The organism is Rhizobium sp. CB2179, from assembly GCF_057653455.1.
Genome location: NZ_CM172781.1, coordinates 4080084 through 4098570, shown reverse-complemented (window position 1 = coordinate 4098570; position 18487 = coordinate 4080084). Strand labels below are relative to the sequence as shown.

General features: G+C 61.8%; 20 protein-coding genes. 10 read left to right on the top strand and 10 right to left on the bottom strand.

Annotated features, from left to right (window positions below; translation table 11 throughout):
• Positions 1-30: 30 nt before the first annotated feature.
• Positions 31-327 carry a 50S ribosomal protein L28 gene (rpmB, locus tag AC244Q_RS20225; RefSeq protein WP_003543341.1) on the bottom strand — a complete coding sequence of 99 codons (297 nt, stop codon included), beginning with the start codon at positions 325-327 and terminating at the stop codon, positions 31-33.
• Between the two features lie 242 nt (positions 328-569).
• On the opposite strand from rpmB, the gene AC244Q_RS20220 reads away from it, so the two are divergent.
• Together AC244Q_RS20220 and yddG are read left to right on the top strand one after the other, a co-directional pair.
• The gene (locus AC244Q_RS20220; RefSeq protein ID WP_012759190.1) at positions 570-1352 is read left to right on the top strand and encodes a DUF3108 domain-containing protein; all 783 of its coding nucleotides are present in this window, start codon (positions 570-572) and stop codon (positions 1350-1352) included.
• A 30-nt stretch (positions 1353-1382) separates the two neighbouring features.
• Entirely contained in the window at positions 1383-2273 is an 891-nt protein-coding gene (yddG, locus tag AC244Q_RS20215) for an aromatic amino acid exporter YddG (protein WP_128405827.1), read from the top strand.
• A gap of 61 nt (positions 2274-2334) precedes the next feature.
• On the opposite strand, the gene AC244Q_RS20210 is transcribed toward yddG, so the two are convergent.
• Together AC244Q_RS20210 and gloB are read right to left on the bottom strand one after the other, a co-directional pair.
• Positions 2335-2757: a cupin domain-containing protein gene (locus AC244Q_RS20210; RefSeq protein WP_012759188.1), complete on the bottom strand. Its 423-nt coding sequence runs from the start codon at positions 2755-2757 to the stop codon at positions 2335-2337.
• The gene (gene gloB, locus AC244Q_RS20205; RefSeq protein ID WP_017995331.1) at positions 2757-3527 is read right to left on the bottom strand and encodes a hydroxyacylglutathione hydrolase; all 771 of its coding nucleotides are present in this window, start codon (positions 3525-3527) and stop codon (positions 2757-2759) included. The genes AC244Q_RS20210 and gloB overlap by 1 nt, the downstream gene beginning before the upstream one ends.
• Positions 3528-3580: 53 nt before the next feature.
• Between gloB and AC244Q_RS20200 the strand changes: the two genes are divergently transcribed.
• The 4 genes from AC244Q_RS20200 to AC244Q_RS20185 all read left to right on the top strand — a co-directional run bounded on the left by AC244Q_RS20200 (position 3581) and on the right by AC244Q_RS20185 (position 6934).
• Positions 3581-4357 (top strand): class I SAM-dependent methyltransferase, encoded by a 777-nt coding sequence (locus tag AC244Q_RS20200; RefSeq protein ID WP_017995330.1) that lies wholly within the window; start codon positions 3581-3583, stop codon positions 4355-4357.
• A gap of 131 nt (positions 4358-4488) precedes the next feature.
• Complete coding sequence (gene hisC, locus AC244Q_RS20195) at positions 4489-5586, top strand: histidinol-phosphate transaminase (protein WP_020487039.1); 1098 nt, start codon at positions 4489-4491, stop codon at positions 5584-5586.
• Positions 5583-6506 carry a prephenate/arogenate dehydrogenase family protein gene (locus tag AC244Q_RS20190; RefSeq protein WP_012759184.1) on the top strand — a complete coding sequence of 308 codons (924 nt, stop codon included), beginning with the start codon at positions 5583-5585 and terminating at the stop codon, positions 6504-6506. The genes hisC and AC244Q_RS20190 overlap by 4 nt, the downstream gene beginning before the upstream one ends.
• 8 nt (positions 6507-6514) lie before the next feature.
• Entirely contained in the window at positions 6515-6934 is a 420-nt protein-coding gene (locus AC244Q_RS20185) for a GNAT family N-acetyltransferase (protein ID WP_012759183.1), read from the top strand.
• 95 nt (positions 6935-7029) lie between these two features.
• On the opposite strand, the gene AC244Q_RS20180 is transcribed toward AC244Q_RS20185, so the two are convergent.
• The gene (locus AC244Q_RS20180) at positions 7030-8046 is read right to left on the bottom strand and encodes a DUF2125 domain-containing protein (RefSeq protein ID WP_012759182.1); all 1017 of its coding nucleotides are present in this window, start codon (positions 8044-8046) and stop codon (positions 7030-7032) included.
• A gap of 51 nt (positions 8047-8097) precedes the next feature.
• On the opposite strand from AC244Q_RS20180, the gene AC244Q_RS20175 reads away from it, so the two are divergent.
• Positions 8098-8628 (top strand): gamma-glutamylcyclotransferase, encoded by a 531-nt coding sequence (locus AC244Q_RS20175; RefSeq protein ID WP_012759181.1) that lies wholly within the window; start codon positions 8098-8100, stop codon positions 8626-8628.
• A 2-nt stretch (positions 8629-8630) separates the two neighbouring features.
• On the opposite strand, the gene AC244Q_RS20170 is transcribed toward AC244Q_RS20175, so the two are convergent.
• The 4 genes from AC244Q_RS20170 to ftsE all read right to left on the bottom strand — a co-directional run bounded on the left by AC244Q_RS20170 (position 8631) and on the right by ftsE (position 12179).
• Positions 8631-9428, bottom strand: a complete 798-nt coding sequence (locus tag AC244Q_RS20170) for a lysophospholipid acyltransferase family protein (protein ID WP_012759180.1) — start codon at positions 9426-9428, stop codon at positions 8631-8633.
• A 301-nt stretch (positions 9429-9729) separates the two neighbouring features.
• The gene (locus tag AC244Q_RS20165; RefSeq protein WP_020487038.1) at positions 9730-10440 is read right to left on the bottom strand and encodes a YdcF family protein; all 711 of its coding nucleotides are present in this window, start codon (positions 10438-10440) and stop codon (positions 9730-9732) included.
• Positions 10441-10513: 73 nt separating this feature from the next.
• A complete protein-coding gene (locus AC244Q_RS20160) occupies positions 10514-11527 on the bottom strand; it encodes a cell division protein FtsX (protein WP_128405826.1) in 1014 nt (337 codons plus the stop codon).
• Positions 11520-12179 carry a cell division ATP-binding protein FtsE gene (gene ftsE, locus AC244Q_RS20155; RefSeq protein ID WP_003543317.1) on the bottom strand — a complete coding sequence of 220 codons (660 nt, stop codon included), beginning with the start codon at positions 12177-12179 and terminating at the stop codon, positions 11520-11522. The genes AC244Q_RS20160 and ftsE overlap by 8 nt, the downstream gene beginning before the upstream one ends.
• Positions 12180-12385: 206 nt before the next feature.
• Between ftsE and AC244Q_RS20150 the strand changes: the two genes are divergently transcribed.
• The 3 genes from AC244Q_RS20150 (at position 12386) to AC244Q_RS20140 (ending at position 14245) form a co-directional block, all read left to right on the top strand.
• Positions 12386-13045, top strand: a complete 660-nt coding sequence (locus tag AC244Q_RS20150) for a membrane protein (RefSeq protein WP_012759177.1) — start codon at positions 12386-12388, stop codon at positions 13043-13045.
• Between the two features lie 129 nt (positions 13046-13174).
• A complete protein-coding gene (gene hpt, locus AC244Q_RS20145) occupies positions 13175-13717 on the top strand; it encodes a hypoxanthine phosphoribosyltransferase (RefSeq protein ID WP_003543314.1) in 543 nt (180 codons plus the stop codon).
• A gap of 168 nt (positions 13718-13885) precedes the next feature.
• Positions 13886-14245 (top strand): response regulator, encoded by a 360-nt coding sequence (locus tag AC244Q_RS20140; RefSeq protein ID WP_012759176.1) that lies wholly within the window; start codon positions 13886-13888, stop codon positions 14243-14245.
• Between the two features lie 143 nt (positions 14246-14388).
• Here AC244Q_RS20140 and AC244Q_RS20135 read toward each other — a convergent pair whose 3' ends face one another.
• Together AC244Q_RS20135 and lysA are read right to left on the bottom strand one after the other, a co-directional pair.
• Complete coding sequence (locus AC244Q_RS20135; protein ID WP_128405825.1) at positions 14389-17043, bottom strand: TIGR02302 family protein; 2655 nt, start codon at positions 17041-17043, stop codon at positions 14389-14391.
• 165 nt (positions 17044-17208) lie between these two features.
• Positions 17209-18477: a diaminopimelate decarboxylase gene (lysA, locus tag AC244Q_RS20130; RefSeq protein WP_128405824.1), complete on the bottom strand. Its 1269-nt coding sequence runs from the start codon at positions 18475-18477 to the stop codon at positions 17209-17211.
• Positions 18478-18487 lie beyond the last annotated feature (10 nt).

The window sequence follows — 18487 nt, the reverse complement described above, 5'->3', positions numbered from 1 at the left end:
AAGCCGTATGAAAGAAGGGCAGAAGGAAGCTTACGCAGCAGCGGCTTCGGCGGTCTTCTTGGCGATCTGACGGCGCAACAGGCGCGCGCGCATCGACAATTCGTTTTCGCTGGCCTTCAGCAGGAAGGCATCGAGGCCGCCACGATGCTCGACGGTGCGAAGAGCGGCAGCCGAAACGCGAAGACGATAACGCTGGTTGAGAGCGTCGGAAATCAGCGTGACCTGGCACAGGTTCGGCAGGAACCGGCGCTTGGTCTTGTTGTTGGCATGGCTGACATTGTTACCAGTCAGGACGGCCTTGCCGGTCAATTCGCACACGCGGGACATGGAACACCTATTCTTGTTTTTCTCGGGCCATCGAATTGCCATTCCCGGCAAAACCAGGCGCGCAATCCAACGGGCATGATTGGAAAGTTGCGGTTCTATAGTCAGACAGGCTGCTCGCGTCAAGCCAAACCTTGGCCTTTCCCGCAATTCTGTCAAAAAGCTGCTGTTTTCTTCCCTTCGCGGCAGGAGTATAGACCGCTCAGCAAAGGTTGCCAGCGCGCAGCAAGACAAGGCTTTTTTCCATGGCTCATTCGGGCAGACGGATTTTCATTTCGGCCATCGCCGCACTTCTTGCCATACCCGCATCGGCGGCCGAAATCCAGCATCGGACGGAATACCGGGTGGCGCTCGCCGGGCTGCCGATCGCGCGCGCCGCGTTCCTGACGCAGATCGAGGACGATCACAGCTACAAGATCGCCGGGAGCATCAATTCCGCCGGTCTTGCCGATCTCATCACGACGATTTCGGCCAAGACCAGCGTGAGCGGCGTCGTGCGCAATGACAGATTGCAGGCGCAGAAATACTCGCTCTACTACAAGAGCGGCAAGAGGAAGGCCCGCGTCTACGAGGTCAGCTACCGCAACGGCAACATCATCTCGGCGACGACGACACCGATGCCGAAGCGCCCGAAGAACTGGATCGACGTCACGCCGCGCGACATGCGCTCGGTGCTCGATCCGATCTCCGGCCTGGTCTTCACCGGCGATACCAAGGTCTGCTCGCAGACGCTGCCGATCTTCGACGGCGAGACGCGCATGGATCTGGTGCTGTCGCCGAAGGGCGACGAGGATTTCTCCACCAATGGGTTCAAGGGCAAGGCGACCGTCTGCAGCGTCCGCTTCGTGCCGCGCTCGGGCTACAAGAAGGGCCGCAAGGATATCGACTATCTGAGCAAGAGCGATCGCATGGAAATCTGGTTTGCCAAGTCGGACGCGGCAAATGTATACGCTCCTGTTTATGTGCGCATTCCAACCGAATATGGAATGGTGACGATCACTGCCGTCAAATACGGCAGCAACAGCTGACGGGGCTTCTGCCTCCGTGAAGGGGGACAGGTGAAGCTTCGCGCGACGTTGATCGGCTTTACGGCCATTCTGATGTGGTCGTTCCTGGCGTTGTTCACGGCCGCCTCCGGCAAGATGCCACCGTTCCAGCTTTCGGCCGTCTGCTTTGCGATCGGCAGCATTCCCGGCCTCGTCGTGCTTATCCTCAATCCCGCGCGGCTGGCGCTGCTGAAGCAGCCGGCCAAGGTCTGGATAACCGGCATTGCGGGGCTGTTCGGTTATCACTTCCTCTATTTTACCGCGCTCCGGAACGCGCCGGCGGTGGAGGCGGGGCTGGTCGCCTATCTCTGGCCGCTGTTGATCGTCGTCGGTTCGGCGCTGCTGCCGGGCGAACGGTTGCACTGGTATCATGCGGCGGGTGCGCTTGCCGGACTTTGCGGTACCTTCCTGATCGTCAGTCGCAACGGCATCGATTTCGACGGCGCCTATGCCGTCGGTTACGGTGCCGCCTTTCTCTGCGCCTTCACATGGTCCGGCTATTCGCTGCTGACGCGGCGTTTCGACGCCGTCTCCACAGATGTCGTCACCGGCTTCTGCCTTGCGACATCCATGCTGTCGTTGCTCTGCCATCTCGGCCTGGAGACGACCGTCTGGTCGGCAACGAGTTTCGAGTGGGTCGCCGTCGCCGGGCTTGGGCTCTTTCCGGTCGGGGCTGCCTTCTACGCGTGGGATTACGGCGTCAAGAACGGCGATATCCAGATTCTCGGCGCGGCAAGTTACGCCGCACCTCTGCTTTCGACGCTTATTCTGCTGCTGTTTGGATTTGCCGAGCCGAGCTGGCGCATTGCTCTCGCCTGCGTGCTCGTCACCGGCGGGGCGGTGCTCGCCGCCCAGGACATGTTCCGCCGCAAGAGCCAGGCGCAGCCCGCAGCAGCAGAATAGGCCTTAGATAGTTGGAGCATGGTGTCGCCCGAAAACCGCTCACACTTTTCGGCATCATGCTCTAGCCGCCGGGCTTCCAACCGGGCGGCGCCATCTCGAAGCTCGAAAACTCGAAGCCGGGCGAGACGGTGCAGCCGACCAGGGTGAAATCGCCGAGGGTTTCGGCCGATTGCCACCAATTGGCGGGAATGATCGCCTGCGGCCGCTCGCCGGCGGACAGGTTGGTTCCGAGCGTCAGGGTTTGGCTTGCCGTTCCGTCTTCCGAGCGGTGCAGCGAGAGCGGCGCGCCGGCGTAATAATGCCAGGCCTCCGCCGCGTCATGGACGCGATGCCAGTGCGAACGCTGTCCCCTGGTCAGCAGGTAATAGATCGCTGTCGAGTGGCCGCGTTCCCCGCCCGCCGTATCGCGGAATGTCTGCACGTACCAGCCACCTTCGGGATGCGGCTGCATGCCGAGTTCGCGGATGATGTCCTCAGGCGACATCAGAAATGGTCCTTGCGCTTGCGGATCTCTGCAAAGACTTCCTCGTTGGTCTTGCCTTCCATCAGCAGATTGCGGCGGATCGCCGGATCGGCGGCGCGCAGGAACGGGTTGGTTTCCTTTTCCAGCCCCAATGTCGTCGGGATGGTGAATTTGCCATCGGCGCGCAAGGCCTCGATCTCGGCGGCGCGGCTCTTCAGTCGCTCATTGTCGGGATCGACGGTCAGCGCGAAGCGGGCATTGGACAATGTGTATTCATGGCCGAAGTAGATGGCGGTCTCATCGGGCAACACGGCGAGTTTCTGCAGGGAATGCCACATATCGGCGGCCGGGCGTTCGAACAGCCGGCCGCAGCCGAGCGCAAACAGCGTGTCGGCTGCAAACAGCAGCTTGTCATCGACGAAGTGATAGCAGATGTGGCCGGCGGTGTGGCCGGGTGTCTCGATGACGTTGACGGTGTGATCGCCGAAAAGGAAGCTGTCGCCATCGGCCATCGTCCGATCGAGGCCGGGAATGGCGACGGCCTCGTTGATGGGGCCGATGATCTCGCAGCCGAATTGTTCCTTCAGCGCCAGGTTGGCAGTGACATGGTCGGTGTGATGATGAGTGGTGAAGATATGGGTGATTTTCCAGCCGCGACGTGTCGCCGCTTCCAGGATCGGCGCCTCCTCCGGCGCATCGATCGCCGCGGTAAAGCCTGTCTCCGGATCGTGCACGAGAACGCCGAAATTGTCGGTGCGGCAGAGAAAAACGTCTAATTCCAAAGGTTTCATCGTTCAATAATCCCTTATCCCAGGAGTCTCGCGGAAATGTAGAGGTTCCGGCCTTGAAGTCCAACCGCCCGCTGATAACATTTGTCGCAATGCACGCCGATATCGTCGACTTACGCCAGTTCTATCATTCCGAGCTCGGACGTCTTGCCGAGCAGTCGATCGCCATGGCGCTGTCCTCGCTCTGGGTGCGGCTGCCGCAGGAGCGTCTGGTCGGTCTCGGTTATGCCGTGCCCTTCCTCGATCGCTTCCAGGCCGATACCGAGCGTACCTTCGCTTTCATGCCGGCCGGGCAGGGCGCGGTGAATTGGCCGATGGGCTCGCTCTCGACGACGGCGCTTGTCTTCGACGAGGAACTGCCGCTGCCGGATTCGTCGATCGACCGGGTGCTGATGGTGCATTCGCTGGAATTCGCCGAAAGCCCGCGCGAGACGCTGAAGGAGCTCTGGCGGGTGCTGGCGCCGGGTGGACGGCTGGTCATCGTCGTGCCGAACCGGCGCGGCGTCTGGGCACGCATGGAGCATACACCCTTCGGTTCGGGCCGGCCCTATTCCCGCGGTCAGTTGACCAATCTGCTGCGCGAGACGAATTTCACCCCGGGCGCGACGGCTGAAGCGCTGTTCTTCCCGCCCTCGAAGTTGAGGACCATCCTGCGGCTTCGCCGCGCCTTCGAGCGGATCGGTCGAACGCTGTGGCCGGCCTTCTCGGGCGTCATCATCGTCGAAGCGCAGAAGCGGCTCTATCAGGGGCTGCCGGTGGCGGCGCGGGCCTCCCGCCGCGTCTTCGTGCCGGTTCTCGCACCGCATGGCGTGCCGACCACACGCAGCAGGTAGCTCTCGGCGGTCTCCAACTGCTTGTGTCACGCCCATAGGTCTCGACAACAATCTCATTCCGCTTTAATGCCACTTGGTGTTTTTCAGCCCGGATTTCCGGCAATTCCAAGGTCGAACCCATGAGCGTTGAGATGAGCAAGCCCGTTCCGCGTCCCGGTATTCTCGATATCGCAGCCTATGTGCCGGGCAAGGAACATGCGCCGGGTGTTGCCCGCGTCTACAAGCTTTCGTCCAACGAAACGCCGCTCGGCGCCAGCCCGAAGGCAATCGAAGCCTTCAAGACGGTTGCCGACAATCTGGGGCGTTATCCTGACGGGCAGGCGATCGAACTGCGTGAGGCGATTGCCGCCGTGCACGGCCTCAATCCGGCAAACATTCTCTGCGGCAACGGTTCCGACGAACTGCTCGGCTTGCTCTGCCATGTCTATCTCGGTGCCGGCGACGAGGGCATCATCACCGAGCACGGCTTCCTCGTCTACAAGATCCAGATCCTGGGCGCCGGCGCCACGCCTGTTGTCGTCAAGGAGAAAGACTATACCGTCGATGTCGATGCGATCCTTGCCGCGGTGACCGAGAAGACGAAGATCGTCTTCATCGCCAATCCCGGCAATCCAACCGGCACCTATGTTTCCGTCAGCGAGATCCGCCGCCTTCAGGCCGGACTGCCGAAACATGTCGTCCTCGTGCTCGATGCCGCCTATGCCGAATATGTGCGCCGCAACGATTATGAAGCCGGCATCGAGGTCGTCTCCTCCAATGCCAACGTGGTGATGACCCGCACCTTCTCGAAGGCTTATGGCCTTGCGGCGCTGCGCGTCGGCTGGATGTATGCGCCCGCCGAGATCGTCGATGCGCTGAATCGCGTGCGCGCGCCGTTCAACTTGAACGCGCCGGCAATCGCCGCCGCTGCCGCTGCCATCCGCGACCAGGCCTTCATCCAGCAGGCCGTCTCCTTCAATCAGATGTGGGTCGAGACGCTCACCCAGGCACTCGAAGCGATCGGGTTGAAGGTGACGCCGTCCGTCGCCAATTTCGTCCTCATTCATTTCCCCGAGATCGACGGCAAGCGCGCCGCGGATGCCGATGATTTGTTGACGAGCCGCGGCTACATCCTGCGCGCCGTGCGCGGCTATGGTTTCGCCAATGCGCTGCGCATGAGCATCGGCCCCGAAGAGGCCAACCGCGGCGTGATTGCCGCGCTCACCGAATTCATGGGTCATCAGGCATGAGTGTGCAGTTCGATCGGATCGCGCTGATCGGCATCGGCCTGATCGGCTCTTCGCTCGCCTATGACATCAGGCGGCTTGGTCTTGCAAGGGAGATCGTCGTCGCCACGCGCAGCCCCGATACGCTGAAGCGTGCGGAGGAACTCGGCCTCGGCGACCGCTACACGACGTCTTCACAGGATGCCGTCAAGGATGCCGATCTGGTGATCGTCTCGGTGCCGGTCGGCGCTTCGGAAAGTGTGGCGAAGGAGATTTCGGCAAGCCTGAAGCCCGGGGCGATCGTCACCGATGTCGGCTCCACCAAGGCTTCTGTCATTGCGCAGATGCTGCCGCATATGCCTGATAATGTGCATTTCATCCCCGGCCACCCGCTGGCCGGTACGGAGAAATCCGGCCCGGATGCCGGCTTCCCCGGCCTCTTCGAAGGCCGTTGGTGCATCTTCACGCCGGTCGCGGATACCGATGAGACCGCTTTGAAGCGGCTGCGCAGCTTCTGGGAAGCGTTGGGCTCGAAGGTCGACGAAATGGATGCCGAACATCACGACAAGGTGCTCGCCATCGTCTCGCACCTGCCGCATATCATCGCCTACAATATCGTCGGCACCGCCGACGATCTGGAGACGGTGACGGAGTCGGAAGTCATCAAATATTCCGCCTCTGGCTTTCGTGATTTCACTCGCCTCGCCGCCTCCGACCCGACGATGTGGCGCGACGTCTGCCTGCATAACCGCGATGCGATCCTCGAAATGCTGGCGCGCTTCTCGGAGGATCTCGCCTATCTGCAGCGCGCCATCCGCTGGGGCGAGGGCGACAAGATTTTCGAACTCTTCACCCGCACGCGCGCCATCCGCCGTTCGATCGTCCAGGCCGGCCAGGATGTCGACGCGCCGGATTTCGGCCGCCACGCGCTGGACAAGAAGTAGCCGCCGCGATGGTGGAGGTGGCACGTGCCGGCCGGGCGGATATCGACTGGTTGGCTCGCGAGGATGCCAGCGCCGGTGAAGCATGGGTATCGCGTTGCGTCGCGCTCGGCGAATATCTGGTTGCCAGGGAAGACGACGAGATCGTCGGCTTCCTGCGTTTCTCCCGCTTCTGGGGCAGGGTTCCCTATATGGAAATGATCCGCGTCCTGCCCGGCCATCGCCGGTCGGGCGTTGGGACGGCGCTGTTTCTCGCCTGGGAAGAAGCCATGCGCGGCGATGGCGCCCGCCTGCTGATGACGTCGAGCGAATGCGACGAAAGCCGGCCTCAGGACTGGCACCGCCGCAACGGATTTTCCGAAACTGGCGCGATCGAGTTGCCCGGCCTGCAATCGGTGCCGGAAGTCTTCTTCATCAAGCGAATTGCCTGAAGCGCCTCGCGTCGAGCCGGACTCATTCGACGCGCTTCAGGCCTTTCCTATGCATCCCGTTATCCCAAAACCGCTGGACACTTTGGGGGGATGCATCAGATCGGTGGAATGCGGCCGAGCGGGATGAAACCGCTGACGGTGGCATTGCCGCGATTGACGACGAGATCGACGGAGACCTTGTCGCCGCCGCCGGCAAGCGATTTCAGCAGCTTCGTCGCCGTGTTGACGGTCGAGGCGATATCCGGAAAGGCCTGTTTCAGGCTGTCCCCCCAAGGGCCGAGTTGTTCGATCTCCAGTTTGAATTTTCCCGAAAGCAAGCCCTGCTCGTCGAAGGAGAAGGGGCCGGTGAGCGTCATCACCTTGCCGTCACCGATGTCGGCGACGATGCGGCGCAGGTCGCCGGTGGCGCCATTGAGGCCGTTCCGGTCACTGCCGTCGATCAGGCCGGCCTTGCCGGCGACGGTCAGATCGATGCTCGCCGAGAATTTCGGGAAGATCTGCGGCCAGTCCTTGATCGCCGCGTTGGCGTCCTGCACGGAAATCGCACCGTCGAGATCAGCACCATTCTGGCGCAGGTGGATTTCGGTGCGAGCGGCATCGAAGCTCATGGTCTGGCCGGTGTAGGAGGAGAAGGCCATCGCCTTCAGACCCTCGATGACGGTCGAGCTGTGGTCGATGCCCTGCAGCCTCGTCGTAAGGCTCGCCTGCAGGTTCGTCCATTGGGCCGAGATCGAAAGGCCGTTGCTGGTGCGGATCTCTGCCGGCGAATCGAGTTCCCAGACGATATTGCCGGGCGCGTAGACCTGTGCTGCCGAGCGCAGCGCGCCGAAGGTGGCGGAGACGCCGTTGACATTGTCGTCGACGTCGATCTTGGAGCAGAACAGGCCGATACGGAAGGGATAGCCGCGAAATTCGATATCGGAGCATTCGCCGCTGACGCCTGCCTGGTCGCGCGGCGCGATCGCTTTCAGCACTGTGTTCTTCAGCGCCGAGGCCGCATAGAACCAGCCGCCGGTATAAAGCGCAATCACCAGGAGGACGCCTCCACCCAGCAACCAGAATTTCTTACCGCTGCCGGATTGGCTGCTGCCGGATTGGCTTGACGCTGCCATGATGTTCTCCAATGGTGAATCGCAAATGTGATTCCCGGTCTGGCGTGCGATATGGACGAATTTTGGGTATTTGGCTACGGTTCGCTGATGTGGAATCCGGGCTTCGAGTTCATGGAGCGGGCAGAGGCCCTAGTCTACGGCTACAGGCGTTCGCTCTGCGTCCGCTCCTTTGTCCATCGTGGTACCCGCGACAATCCGGGCCTGGTTCTCGGCCTCGACAGGGGTGGCGCCTGCCGCGGCATGGCTTTCCGCATTTCGCCGGAAAAATGGGATGAGGTGATCGATTATCTCCGCGCCCGCGAGTTGGTCACCAATGTCTACCTGGAGCGCCGGGTGCGGCTGCAGCTTGCCGGCCGGCGTCGGGTCGAAGCGGTCGCCTACATCATCGACCGCGAGCATGAACAATATGCCGGCGCGCTCGATGCGCTTGCGGCGGCACGGGTGGTGAACGAAGCAAACGGCCAGTCAGGTCCGAATGATGCCTATGTCTTCAACACGCTGACGCATCTGAAGCAGATGGGCATTCGCGACCATTGGCTGGAGCAGGTCGTCAACGAAGTGGAGCGGCTGCGCGCCGCCTGATCTCAGCCAGTTGCCGCGTTCAGCTTGCGCAGCTCGACCAGCCTTTCGACCGCCGTCGGCGGGAGCGGCAGATGCGGATTTCGCGCGACGGTTTCGAGCAGAAGCTCGTCGCTTGCCCGCTCCGATACCTCGATCAGATGGGCGAAAAAGGCGTCCGGATCCATTCCCGGCATGATCGGCGGCAGAATCTTCACCTTGAAATGGCCGGGATAACGTCGAATGCTCCGCCGCGGCCAGAACAGACCGGGATGCATGGCAACCGGCACGACAGGGAGGTTAAGATCGCGGTACATGCGGGCGATGCCGTATTTATAGAGCGGCTCTGCGCCTGGCGGGCGGCGGGTGCCCTCGGGATAGATGATGAGCTGGCGGCCGGTCGACAGTTCCTCCTTCGTGCGTTTCAGCACTTCCACCATCACCTTGCCGCGGGCGCCGCGATCGACCGGGATCATACGCTGTTTCTTCGCATACCAGCCGAAGAGCGGAATCCACATAAGCTCGCGCTTCAGGATGTAGACCGGATCCTTCAGCCAGGGCAGCAGCGCGTAGGTATCCCAGAAGGACTGATGTTTCGGCGCCAGGATGTAGCTGCCATCAGGCAGGTTCTCCAGTCCCTCGATCTCGAAGGTGGTGCCGACGATCACCCGCATCAGCCAGTGGTTGGAGCGCGCCCAGTTCTTCGGGATCGCATAGGCGATCTTGCGCGGCACGACGAAATAGTAGGGCGAGAGCACGATCATCCGGATGATGAGGTTGGCGTAGAAGATCGTGTTGAAGAGAACGGAACGCAGGGCGATCATGAAACTTTCCCGAGGCATGCTCACGCGACCGGCCTACACGATATTGCCCGCCATAAAAAGCGTTTGATGACGCCCTGATGTAAAAGCCTAGAACAGGATGATTTAGGCCTGTTCGGCCTAAAATCTGAATCCTGTTCTACATTATAAAGTTAGAGCATGATGTCGTCCGAAAACCGCTCACACTTTTCGGCATCATGCTCTGAAGAAATTCCGGCAAAAGTGCATAGTGGTTTTGCGTCCGGAATTGCGCAAAACAAGAAGACGGAGCGTCCGTAGCGCGTTCTATCAGACGCGCGGTGCTCTATTGTTGGCCGGACGCATTTGCCGAGCGCAAGCCGGTGTGGCGGCCGAAGCCGGTGATGTTGCGGGCCCCGGTCAGCAACACTTTCACATATTCGGCCAGCATCACGCGCATCGCATTCGGATCGGTGAACCAGTTGCGGCTCTTCAAATCCGAATTGACCACGGGATAAGCGATGAATTCGATGTCGGGATCGACATAGGAGAGTTCGGCGAGGCTTCGGGGCATGTGATAGTTGTTGGTGACGATCAGAACGCTGCGGTATCCCTTGGTGTGGATCCAGTTCGAAGCTTCCTCGGCATTGCCGATCGTGTCGATCGCATCGTAGCCGATATCGACACAGCAGGAGAAGAGATCGGCCGAACCCTGCGTCATCTTGCGGATCTGTGCCGGCGTCGTCGTCGGGTGGACGCCGGAAATGAGCAAGCGCTTGCCTGCCCCCTTCTGCAGCAGCTCCACGGCCTGGTCGATGCGCTGGTAACCACCCGTCAGGACCACGATGGCATCCGCCTTCGGCTCGGCCGGGGGCTTCAGCGTCGTCACGGAATCGGCGAAACGCAGAAAACCGCCGAATACCAGGGCGATTGCCAGCAAGCAGGCAAAGCCGCCCCAGCGCAGCAGGCGGCGGATTGGCCCGCGTCGCGGCGGCAGACCCGCCGGGCGATCAAGCTCCGGGTCCTGATGAATCGGGTTGGGTGTCGTGTGTCCCATCGTCATGAATCGTGATTATACGCTGATTGCGGCGCGGAACAGACGCTTTCATGGCAAAACGGCACGGTCACGATCAACTTCCGATGCCGTCGGTGCGTGTCGGGTCTGAGCGTAGTGTATCGATTTCGTAGATCGTCCGCATGACGGTCAGCCGCGCGGTGAAGGTGGTCAGGAGTGCGATGACGATCATCGTCGCGAAGATGCCGGCATAACCGAGCACGCCGACGGAGAAGGTGCCGAAGAGCGCGGTCGCCTGGTCCGTTTCCGGGGTGGCGAGGGTGCGGCTCTGCCAGAAACCGGCGCTAGCGAAGAAGAGAGCGGCAAGCGCGCTGCCGATCGCCGAGCCCTTGAGGCTGATCTTCAGGAAATGCTTCTGAAATTCGGTGGCGACGAAGGAGCTTTCGGCGCCGACGAAATGCAGCACTTCGACGACGTGACGATTGCCCGACAGCGCGCCGCGCGTGGCGAAGACGACCGTGAGCACCATCGCCGTGAAAACCAGCAGCAGGATGCCGGTGCCGATCATGACAGTCGTGTGCGCCATGGACACCAGCCGGTCGACCCAGGTGCGGTGATCGTCGAGGCTCGCCTGCGGGATACTGTCCTTGAGCAGCGCCCGCATCGAATCGAAATCCGGTGGATTGCTCTCATCGATGGTGATGATGACGAGACGGGGAACGGGCAGATCCTTGAGATCGAGACCGGGGCCGAGCCACGGTTCGAGCAGGCGGGCGGTCGCCGCCTCGTCGACGATCTGGCCGCTTTTGGTGCCGACGAAGGTCAGCGCCAGGTCGCGCGCCTGGGTGAGCGCCTTCTCCATGTCGAGATTGTCGTCCGGCTTGATCTGAATGGTGATCTCGCGGGAGATCTGGCTCGCCCAGCTGGCCGCCGTCGAGCGCACCATGCTGACGCCGCCGAGCGTCAGGCAGGCAAGAAAGGCCATGATTGAGATCACCACCATCAACGCGCTGCCCTGGATGTTCGAAGGCGGCAGGATCGGCGCAGTCGGACGCACGCGCAATTCCGGCCGCTTCTGCTGGGTCTTGGCAGACGCCTTCTCGGGGTTTCTGGACGGGGGCTCAGTCATAGATATCGAGATGCCCCTCTGAGAGGATCATGCGGCGGGCTTCCACCTGTTCCATCAGCGCCAGGTCATGGGTGGCGATCACCACCGCCGTGCCGAGTCGGTTCAGCTCGAGGAAAAGATTGAGCAGGCGCTTGGCCATCGGCGGATCGACATTGCCAGTCGGCTCGTCGGCCAGCAGCACTTCCGGCCGGTCCATCAGCGCCCGGGCGATTGCGGCGCGCTGTTTCTCGCCGCCGGAGAGCACGGGCGGCAGCACGTTGATGCGTTCGCCGAGGCCGACCCATTTCAAAAGTTCGAGGACATCGGTCTTGTAGGAGCTCTCATCCTTGCCACGCACCCGTAAGGGCAAAGCGACATTCTCATAGGTGGTGAGATGGTCGAGGAGGCGGAAATCCTGGAAGACGATGCCGACGCGGCGGCGCAGAAGCGGCAGTTCAGGGCGGGGGATTTCGGAAATGTCGCGCCCGAACATGCGGATCAGGCCGCGCGTCGGCTGCAGCGACATGAAAAGCATCCGCAGCAGCGACGTCTTGCCGGCGCCCGATGGGCCTGTCAGGAACTGAAAGGATTTCTTCGGAATGTCGAAGGTCAGGTCCCGGAGGATTTCCGGGCCCATGCCATAGCGCAAACCGACATTCTCGAAGTGGATCAACGGGCAACTCAGTCTGTTGTGGGTTTCACCGCACGACTTGTTAACCAACACCGTTAACAGCCGGTAAATTTTGCTGGAAAGACGCCCGTTTGATGGCGATCTTTGCGAAGCATTAACCATTAAAATTTACGACTGAGCAGGATTCGTTTCAATGCCAAGATTTCCCCTGGCAGCGAAACCATGTGGACATCTGCGAGGCAGCCACCATGGAAGCATCCTCCTTCAGTCGCCGGACGCCGGGCCAGGCCTATGATTTCCTGCCGCCGGAACCTGCCAACCGTCAGTACCGCTCTGCGCGTCCTGCCGATATCTCCGACGCCGAATTCGTCACCCTCGGCAAAGTTCGGCCCAGGGAATTCAATGCAAGGACCTATAACGACAACCGCAAGCGTATGGCTGCCGCAAACGCTGCACCGCCGCCGTTCATGCTGGCAATCGCGAATTCCGTTCTGCAGACCGCGGAATCCTGGCTGCAGCGCGCGTCGATGCGGAGCTTCGCAGCGCTGGTGCTGGCGCTCGTCGTGCTTGTCTTCGGGCTAACGGGTGGCTTTTCCGGCGTTTCCGGCGAGCGAGCCACGTCCGGAGCGTCGCTGCATTTCACCCATGTCACGGTGACGCCGCGTGATGCGAACGGCATGCGCGTGCTGGTCATCAACGGCATCATCGAAAACGACAGCGGCACGACGCAGACGGTGCATCCGATCCGTGCCGATCTCGTGACCGACGAGCGGCTGACCGCAAGCATCGTCATCAACCCGCCGGCCGATGTGATCTATGGCGGCCAAAGCCGGGGCTTCTCGGCTCGCGTGCAGCATGCCGGCGGAAAGATGCCGGAGGTCCGGCTTTCCTTCCTGCCACAGACGTAACAGGACACGGGATGGGCCGACTTTCGCGCCACAGGTCGTGCCAATCGCGCTAATTTCATAGCCGGCGAGGCTGTTTCAAGCTCGCATATGTGCTAACGGCTTACCTTCTTTTTCATGGAGCAAGCCCTTATGCCTGTCGTGCGCGGAAAAAACATCGAGCCGCTCTTCACCGCCGAGCAGATTGCCGAACGCAATCATTCGATGGCGCGGGAGATCGCCAGCGGCCCGACCAAGGACCTGCTCGTCATCGCCGTGCTCAAGGGCTCATTCATTTTCGCCGCCGATCTGATCCGGGCCCTGCATGACAGCGGGCTTGCCCCGGAGGTCGAGTTCATCACGCTGTCGAGTTACGGCATCGGCACAGTTTCGCAGGGCGTGCGCATCGTCAAGGATATCGACAGCGACGTGCATGGCCGCGACGTCCTGCTGATCGACGATATCCTTGAATCCGGCCGGACGCTGCTCTTTGCCAAGGAACTGCTTTTCGAGCGTGGTGCGCGCAACGTCACGATCGCCGTGCTGCTCGACAAGCGCGTCAAGCGCAAGGAAAAGCTGGAGGCCGACTATGTCGGCTTCGAATGCCCTGACTATTTTGTCGTCGGCTATGGCATGGATGTCGCCTATGCCTTTCGCGAACTGCCCTTCGTCGGCGTGGTGACCGGGGACGCCTGAGCGACTGCAAAGTGTTGCAGCGCTTTTGCGCGTCTGAAAGACCCGTTGCGCTACTTTGCCGTTCGAGACGGGTTGTTAACCATCTCGTCCATCGCTTCCTCATCTTTACCGATCGAAAAGGAAAGTCTGGTGATTTCCGTCGCGGGGCTGATACGGAGCGATGCACATATGGCAAGAATTCTGATTACGGAAGACGAGGACTCCCTGCGGTCCTTCGTGGCCCGGGCCCTGCGGCTTGATGGCCACGAAACCGATGAGGCGGCCGATGGGGCCGAGGGGCTGGAGAAGCTCAAGGACGGGGTCTACGATCTGCTGCTTTCAGATATCCGCATGCCGGTGATGGACGGCATTGAACTCGCCCATCAGGCAAAAGACGCTTTTCCCAGTTTGAAAATCCTGCTGATGACCGGCTATGCCGAACAGCGCGAACGGGCCGACGATCTTGCCGAAAAGATCATCGATGTCGTCGCCAAGCCATTCGCGCTTCCCGAGATCCGCAAGGCTGTCGCCCGAGCGCTTGTCGCTTAGAGCCAGGATACCAAAAGGCATGATTTGGAGCGAAATCATGCTCCATTTCTTTGATTGAGATCACGATTCAGATTCCAGGCCGGTTCGGCCTGGAGTGAATTTGTTCTAACGCGCCTGCTGTTGATCGCGTTGCGGTGAGTGGCCTACTGGATGTCCAGCAGTCGTTCGAGATAGCGCCGTTCCATTTCCTGCGGCGGATTGTTGCCGAGCTTTTCGCGGATCGCGTCAAGGATTTCTCGCGCCCGCTGAACGTCGATTTCGTCAGGCACCTTCACGCTGTTGTCGCCGAACTCCGGCCCCTGGGGGCGGCGCGGCCGGCCGAGCGGGTCGCGGCCGTTCTGGTCGCCCTGGCCCACCTGGCCGTTCGGACCTTGACCCTGCTGGCCCTGCTGCGCCTGCATCATCTGGTTCATCATGTCGCGGGCGCCCTGGCGAAGCGCTTCCAGGGCGCGGCCCTGGCCCTCGACGGCCGGTTGGCCACGTCCCTGGCCGAGTTCTCGGCCGGCGCCTTCCATTTCGCGCTGCGCCTGGCCAAAGCCGGGGCCGGGCTTCATGCCCATCTCGCCGAGGCTCTTCTGCAATTCGCCGAGCTGCTTGCCGAGCGCATCCTGCTGGGCGCGCAGCTGTTTCAACGCCTCCCGCAGCTGCTCGGCCGTCATCTGGTCGGAGGGCTGCTGGCCTTCTTTGCCTTGCTGGCCCTGCTGCTGATCCCGCGGCTCGCCGCTCTTTCCGGGGTTCATCTCGTCGAGCAGCGGATCGTTCTCGCCCATGTCAGGCTCGCCGCGCTGCATGCGGTCCCTGAGCTGCTGGTCGAGCCGGAAGGTCTGTTCCATCAGCTTCTGCTGGTCGCGCAGGATCTCACCGAGCTTGTCGATCTGCTTGCGGGCCTCGCTGTTTTCCTGGCCCTGCTGACCTCGCTGCGGGCGGCCCGCCTGCAGGTTGTTCATCATCCGCTGCAATTCCGACAGCATCTGCTGGGCGGCGTCACGATTGCCGGAGCGGGCGAGATTTTCGATCTGGTCCATCATCCGTTCCAGATCCTGCTGACGCAGGATATTCTGCGCGTTCTGGTTCGGCTGCATCGGCGCGTTCTGCATGCGTTGGGCGAGCTCGGTCATATAGTCCTGCATTGCTTTGCGCAGCTCGTCCATCAGCTCCTTGATCTCCGCGTCGGGAGCGTTGCGGTCCAACGCGTCGGCAAGCTTCTGCTGGGCTTCGCGCAGCTTGCGCTCGGCGAGCGATAGATCGCCGTCCTCCATGCCGAGGGCGATTTCCCAGAGATATTGGGCCGTATCCTTCAGCGCATCCTCGCCCCTGGCGAGCTTCATGCGCGTCAGGGCGGATTCGAGCAGCAAGTAGTTGGTAAGCTTGGGGATCGTCTCCTCGGGGCGGATAGTCAGCGCCTCGTTCAGGGCGATTGCCTGCGGCATCTTGCGCGTATCGAGCGCGAAAACCTGCCGCTCCTCAGCTACGGCCGCGGCAAGCGGCTCGTTGAAGGGCCGCGACGGCAGCACCATCTCATACGGCGGGCTGCGGCCGGTCTGGCCGGCGGCATCCTTGGCGACGAGGGTGATGCGCACGCGCTTGCCGGCAAGCGGATGTTCGGTCAAGTTCCGGCTGGTCACGCCCTTGGCGTCGCGGGCGTTGCGGCGGGGAATATCCAGCCGGTATTCCGGCAACGGATAGAGCGGCGTTGCCGTCGGATCGGTTTCGACGGGAACGATCTCTGCATGCGCCTCCTGGACCCCGTAATCGTCCTTAACGGTGAAACCGATTTCGAGCGCCCCGTTGACGCTGGGCTTCGGCAAACCGTCAAAGGCAATCTCGGGCGCCTTGTCGGGAAGCACGTCGAAGCTCCAGCGGCGGCCATTGACCTCGAGTGCACCGTTCTCCTGGAGCTTCATCATATGCGTCTGCGCGACGAGAGCCTGGCTGGCAGGTGCCGCCGTCGGCTGCTCGCTGGCTGATCCCGCCGTCTGCTGCGGCTTGGTATCCGCCTGCACGGCAATATCCTGGACCTCGCCGTTCGCCTTGCGGAACAGGACCTTCTCGGCGGTCTTTCCGCCGCTGACGCGGACGGTGAGGCCTGAAAACTGCGGAATGCCGATCGGCGCCTGCTCGCTGCCGTCAGCCGTCAGATAGATCGGGGCGCGGCCGGTATAGGAAGGCGGCGTCACCCAAGCGTCGATGCGCACCGCCGGATCGCTGACCACCTGCTCGGGTGCTGCCTGCAACGCGTCGCGGATCGAGCCGCCGTTGATCGACAGCGAATAACCGAAGGCCGTGACCAGCAGCAGCGCCGGGACGGCGCGCAGCGCGAAACGGTCATGCGCGGCGATATCAGGCCGCGGCAGTCCGGTATCAAGCGCTGCGATCTTTTCGGCCATGCGCGCCTGGTGCTCGCGCCAGAGCGCCCGGCCGAAGGGCGTATCGAAGGCCGGCTCGTCTTCCTGGACGGTGACCGGCTGGTGCGGCAGACCGTTGCGCTCCTCCAGCATGCGGTCGGCTTCTGCGATCCTCGGCCAGCGCAGGGTGCGGAAGGGGAGGAGCGAAATGAGAAAAGCGGCGGCAAAGGCGATGAGCAGCAGAATGCGCAGCCAGTCCGGCACGCTGCGGAAGAGGCCGAACCAGGAGGCAGAGAGATAAAAGGCGATGACGGACAGTACCGGCATCAAAGGCGGCAGCAGTTGCTCGAAAAAGAGCACGATTCGCGCCAGCAGTCGTTTCGTCGTCACTAGCCGGGCAAGCGAGGGACGGTAGGCAAATGCGCCTTTCTTCTGCCTCGATGGGCTTGTCATCGGTCCGGTCTCCGCGATCTGGCGTTCTGGAACAGAGGGCGCTTCCGGCGATTGCAGGGCAATACGCTCATGAACGAAAGGATAACACTCTTTGTGGCGAAGGCGAGGGCGAGCGGCCGGCAATACCGGCTTTTCACGTTTATTCGCCAAAAAGTGATGGCTTGTTCAGTCGAGCCAAGCCGGAACGGAGTCGAGGCTGATCAGTTCGGCATAGGTTCTACGCGGTCGAATCGTGTGGAAATCGCTGCCCCTGACCAGAACTTCGGGCACCAGCAGGCGGCTGTTATAGGTGCCGGCCTGGACTGCGCCGTAGGCGCCGGCGGTGCTGACGGCCATCAGGTCGCCGGGCTTCGGCATCGCCATCTCGCGGTCGAGCGCCAGATAGTCGCCGGTCTCGCAGACGGGGCCGACGACATCGGCGCGGATGCGCGGCGCGTTGGCCGCCGAAATCGTTACCGGCCGAATCTCGTGATAGGCCTCGTAGAGCGTCGGGCGGATGAGATCGTTCATCGCGCCGTCGACGATGACGAAGGTCTTTTCGCCGCCATCCTTTACATAGAGGACCTCGGTCACGAGGATGCCGGCATTGCCGACGATCAGGCGTCCGGGTTCGGTGATGATCTTGCAGTTTAGACCGCGTAGCTGGTTCTTGACGATTGCCGCATAGGCGTCCGGCAGCGGCGGCGGATTGTTGTCGTCCTTGTAGGGGATGCCGAGGCCGCCGCCGATATCGACGTGATGGATGGTGTGGCCGTCGGCGCGCAGCGTCGCGACAAGGTCGTGCAGCAGCTTGAAGGCGTCGTCGAAGGGCTGCAATTCGGTGATCTGGCTGCCGATATGCATGTCGATGCCGGTGACCTCGATGCCCGGCAGCCTGGCGGCATGGGCATAGATGGCGCGGGCGCGCTCCCAGGAGATGCCGAACTTGTTTTCCTTCTTGCCGGTCGAGATCTTGGAATGCGTCTTTGCATCGACATCAGGGTTGATGCGGAAGGAGACCGGCGCTTTCTTGCCCGCGCTGACGGCGCGCTGATTGAGGATCTCGAGCTCAGGCTCGGATTCGACGTTGAAACAGTAAATGCCGGCTTCGAGGGCGAAATCCATCTCGGATGGGGTCTTGCCGACACCTGAGAACATGATGCGGCTCGCCGGAATGTCGGCGGCAAGCGCGCGGCGCAGTTCGCCTTCCGAGACGACATCGATGCCGGCACCGAGGCGGCCCAGCGTCTTCAGCACCGCTTGGTTCGAATTCGCCTTCATCGCATAACAGACCATGGAGTCCATGTCGGCGAAGGCTTCCGAAAAGACGCGGTAATGGCGCTCCAGCGTCGCGGTGGAGTAGACGTAGAAAGGGGTGCCGACCGCCTTGGCGATCTCGGGAACGGGGACGTTCTCCGCATGAAGGACGCCGTCACGGTACTCGAAATGGTTCACGGGTTTATGC